This window comes from Mesorhizobium sp. M7A.F.Ca.US.002.01.1.1 (genome assembly GCF_004022955.1).
In the GTDB taxonomy this organism is placed as follows: Bacteria; Pseudomonadota; Alphaproteobacteria; order Rhizobiales; family Rhizobiaceae; genus Mesorhizobium; species Mesorhizobium ciceri.
On the sequence record NZ_RZQE01000627.1, the window covers coordinates 1 to 2,765 of the forward strand.

Consider the following 2,765-nt stretch of genomic DNA (forward strand, 5'->3'; position numbering starts at 1 on the left):
ATGCAATGTCATCGCTTGTGCTGATGCGAGTTGGGATGAAGCCATGACGCCGAAAGCCGTCATGGAGCCACGGAATGCCGGCTGCCCGCCAACAGCCGGCAGTTTTGGCGTTCACTCCATTTCGCCGACGACCTCGTCCCAGGTCTTGACCTTGGTCTGGCCGTTTAGGAACGGCAGCGCGGCGGCCGTCAGCTCCGGGGCGAAGAAGACATCGTAGTGGGTGCGGTTGGGCAGGATCGCCAGGCGGTTCTGCGACAAGTTCTCGCGCATCCAGCCGGCGTCCTTCAGTCCGCCGCCGAGCATCTGATAGAACTTGATCTCGTGTTCGGGCTTATACATATCGCTGTCGCCATAGACCAGCATGACAGGCATCTTCAGCTTGGCGACATCGGCCGAGTAATCGCGGTTCTGACGCATGAAGCCGCCCAGCGCATCGAGGAGCTTCGGGAACTCCTCCGGATGCGGCGCCACCGCGACGTAGGATTTGTACATCGGCGTGTCCTTCATGAACTCAGCCGCGGCTGCGCTCACCTGTGCCTGCTGCGGACGCATCTCGTCATAGAAGCCGTCCGTGGCGTAGCCGGTCGATACCAGGACGAGGCGGCGCACCGCTTCGGGATGCTGGACGGCCATGCGGAAGGCGACGCCGCCGCCCAGCGAATAGCCCATGACATCGACCTGGCTGTAACCGAGCGCCTTGACGATGGCGGCCATGTCGTCGCCCATCGCCTCCACGGTGAATGGTCGGTCACCCAGCGCGGTGCGGCCGTGACCCTGCAGGTCGACGCCGATGACGGTGCGGTTTTCGGCAAGTTTCGGCAGGATCGGCGCGAACATATCCGTGGTGCCAAGACCACCATGCAGCAGAAGCAGCGGCTCGCCCTTGCCATAGATCGCATAGTAGTAGTTCAGGCCGTTGATCGTCAGAAGGCCGGACTTTTCCGGCTTCGGCAGTGCATTCGTTTCAGTCGTCATGGCAGGTTTTGTCTCCTCTGCATTGGTGATGCCCGGGCAGGCAAGCAGTGCTGCGGCCGAAGCAAAAATGGCGAAAAACAGGGTTTTGAACATATCGATCTCCTCTCCTGTCGATATCAAGGCGTTATGCGGATCAAAGCGTTTTGGCGAGTTCTTCGAGCTGGTCGGCGCACTGTCCCCAGCCCTCGTGGAACCCCATCTTCTCATGCTGTTCGCGGTCGGCGACGCTCCAGTGCCTGACCCGAGCGATGTAGCGGGTCTTGCCGTTGCCCTCGTCCTCGAAGGTCAGCGCGACGGTCATGAACGGCTTTTCCGAAGGCTGCCAAGCCTCAGTGTAGGCGTCGGTGAGGACGATCTTCCTGCCGGCAACGACTTCGAGGAAGACACCTGGGTTGGGGAACTCGTTGCCGTCCGGGCTGGCCATGACGACAAGGCTCGAGCCACCGGCGCGCACATCCATCTCCGCGCGCGGCGTCGTCCACGGTTTTGGAGAGAACCAGCGCGTGATCAGTTTCGGATCGGTCCAGCAGCGATAGACGTTCTCGCGCGGCGCATCGATGATGCGGGCGAGAACCAGTTCGCGGTCGTTGGTGGGGGCGATGTCGAGCTTGGTGGTCATGATGGCGTCCTGCGTTTGATCTGGCTTCCGTCCCAAGGACGAGCCGATGAACCGCAAGCCGACATCGGCCAGCGAAAATTTTGCGACACCGTTTCGATTGACCCGAGGCGTCACTCACCTTCGTCATCCACGGGCGGAGCAGGAACGCAGCTCCGTCGCGGAGACCCGAGGATGACAAAGTGATCGATGGGCCAAAGCCTCAGTGGCGCTTGGCTTGCACCAGATAGGCCTCGATCTCGGTCTCGCCGAGCCACTTTGCCGCTTCCAGCCGGTGCAGGCCCTCGACGAGGATGTGGCGCTTGCCGTCATGGCGGACCTGGATCGGCGTCTTCATGCCGTTTTCCAGAATGTCCTCGGCGAGATGGCGGACGGTCTCGGGATGCAGCGTCTTCTTGCGCGCCGTCGGCACGTAGATCTCGTCGACCTTGACCTTTTGCACTCTGAGCATGCCGACCCCCGTGGCGGAAACGCCGCCACCCCTGAGATAGTCCGTTTGATGGAGGTGGCCAAGGGTGCGGCTAACGAATACGAAGTCCGAAGGCCATTCTCGGTTCGAAGATGCCAGGGACAGCAGATCGTTTGCCTGTCGTCGCGCGTTTCGATATTGCGTCTGCGCGATCGTCGAAGGCCACGGAGCAAATCCCCATGAGCAAATCTCTCGTCACCTTTGTCGGCGTCGCCCATCCCTGGATGTGCGACGTGATGGGGCACGTGAATGTGCGTCACTACGCGGCGATGTTCGATGATGCCAGCTTCCAGCTTCTCGGCCATATCGCCGGACAGGACGACAACCAGGCGTCGCAGATCGGATGGGCCGACGTGCGCACCGAAATCGACTATCGGCATGAAACGAAAGCCGGTGCGCTCATCACCATCCGCTCGCATGTCGTGAAGATCGGCCGCACCTCCATCACCTTCGAACAGGTGATGTTGGGCTCGCTCGACGGCATTGTCCGCGCATCGAGCCGGACGACAAGCGTGCGCTTCGACCTTGCCGCGCGCGCCTCGGTCGCTCTGGACGAGCCGATGCGCGACCGCTCTTCGGCCTTCCTGATCGAATAAGCCTGTCTCCGCCCGTCAGCCTATGTAGATGCGGTCCTCGAGGGGCGTGTCGGCAATCAGCGTCTGCAGCCCTGACAGCAGCGCCTTCTCGGCGCGGTTCATCACCTTG

Annotated in this window: 4 protein-coding genes; 1 reads left to right on the top strand and 3 read right to left on the bottom strand. The window is 61.7% G+C overall.

What is annotated here, in order from left to right; genetic code table 11:
- Nucleotides 1-111: 111 nt before the first annotated feature.
- The 3 genes from EN932_RS33130 to EN932_RS33140 all read right to left on the bottom strand — a co-directional run bounded on the left by EN932_RS33130 (nucleotide 112) and on the right by EN932_RS33140 (nucleotide 2,042).
- On the bottom strand, nucleotides 112-1,068 hold the full coding sequence (locus EN932_RS33130) for an alpha/beta hydrolase (RefSeq protein ID WP_127384924.1): 957 nt from the start codon (nucleotides 1,066-1,068) through the stop codon (nucleotides 112-114).
- A gap of 40 nt (nucleotides 1,069-1,108) precedes the next feature.
- Nucleotides 1,109-1,594: an SRPBCC family protein gene (locus tag EN932_RS33135; RefSeq protein ID WP_024504356.1), complete on the bottom strand. Its 486-nt coding sequence runs from the start codon at nucleotides 1,592-1,594 to the stop codon at nucleotides 1,109-1,111.
- A 199-nt stretch (nucleotides 1,595-1,793) separates the two neighbouring features.
- Nucleotides 1,794-2,042, bottom strand: coding sequence for a ParB N-terminal domain-containing protein (locus EN932_RS33140; protein ID WP_013532091.1), 249 nt, complete (start codon nucleotides 2,040-2,042; stop codon nucleotides 1,794-1,796).
- A gap of 197 nt (nucleotides 2,043-2,239) precedes the next feature.
- Between EN932_RS33140 and EN932_RS33145 the strand changes: the two genes are divergently transcribed.
- Nucleotides 2,240-2,656, top strand: a complete 417-nt coding sequence (locus EN932_RS33145; protein WP_024504355.1) for an acyl-CoA thioesterase — start codon at nucleotides 2,240-2,242, stop codon at nucleotides 2,654-2,656.
- Nucleotides 2,657-2,765: the final 109 nt, after the last annotated feature.

Excerpts from the sequence above, each read along its gene's own strand:
- EN932_RS33130 (WP_127384924.1), bottom strand. The coding sequence starts at position 1,068 with ATGTTCAAAACCCTGTTTTTCGCCATTTTTGCTTCGGCCGCAGCACTG.
- EN932_RS33135 (WP_024504356.1), bottom strand. The coding sequence starts at position 1,594 with ATGACCACCAAGCTCGACATCGCCCCCACCAACGACCGCGAACTGGTT.
- EN932_RS33140 (WP_013532091.1), bottom strand. The coding sequence starts at position 2,042 with ATGCTCAGAGTGCAAAAGGTCAAGGTCGACGAGATCTACGTGCCGACG.
- EN932_RS33145 (WP_024504355.1), top strand. The coding sequence starts at position 2,240 with ATGAGCAAATCTCTCGTCACCTTTGTCGGCGTCGCCCATCCCTGGATG.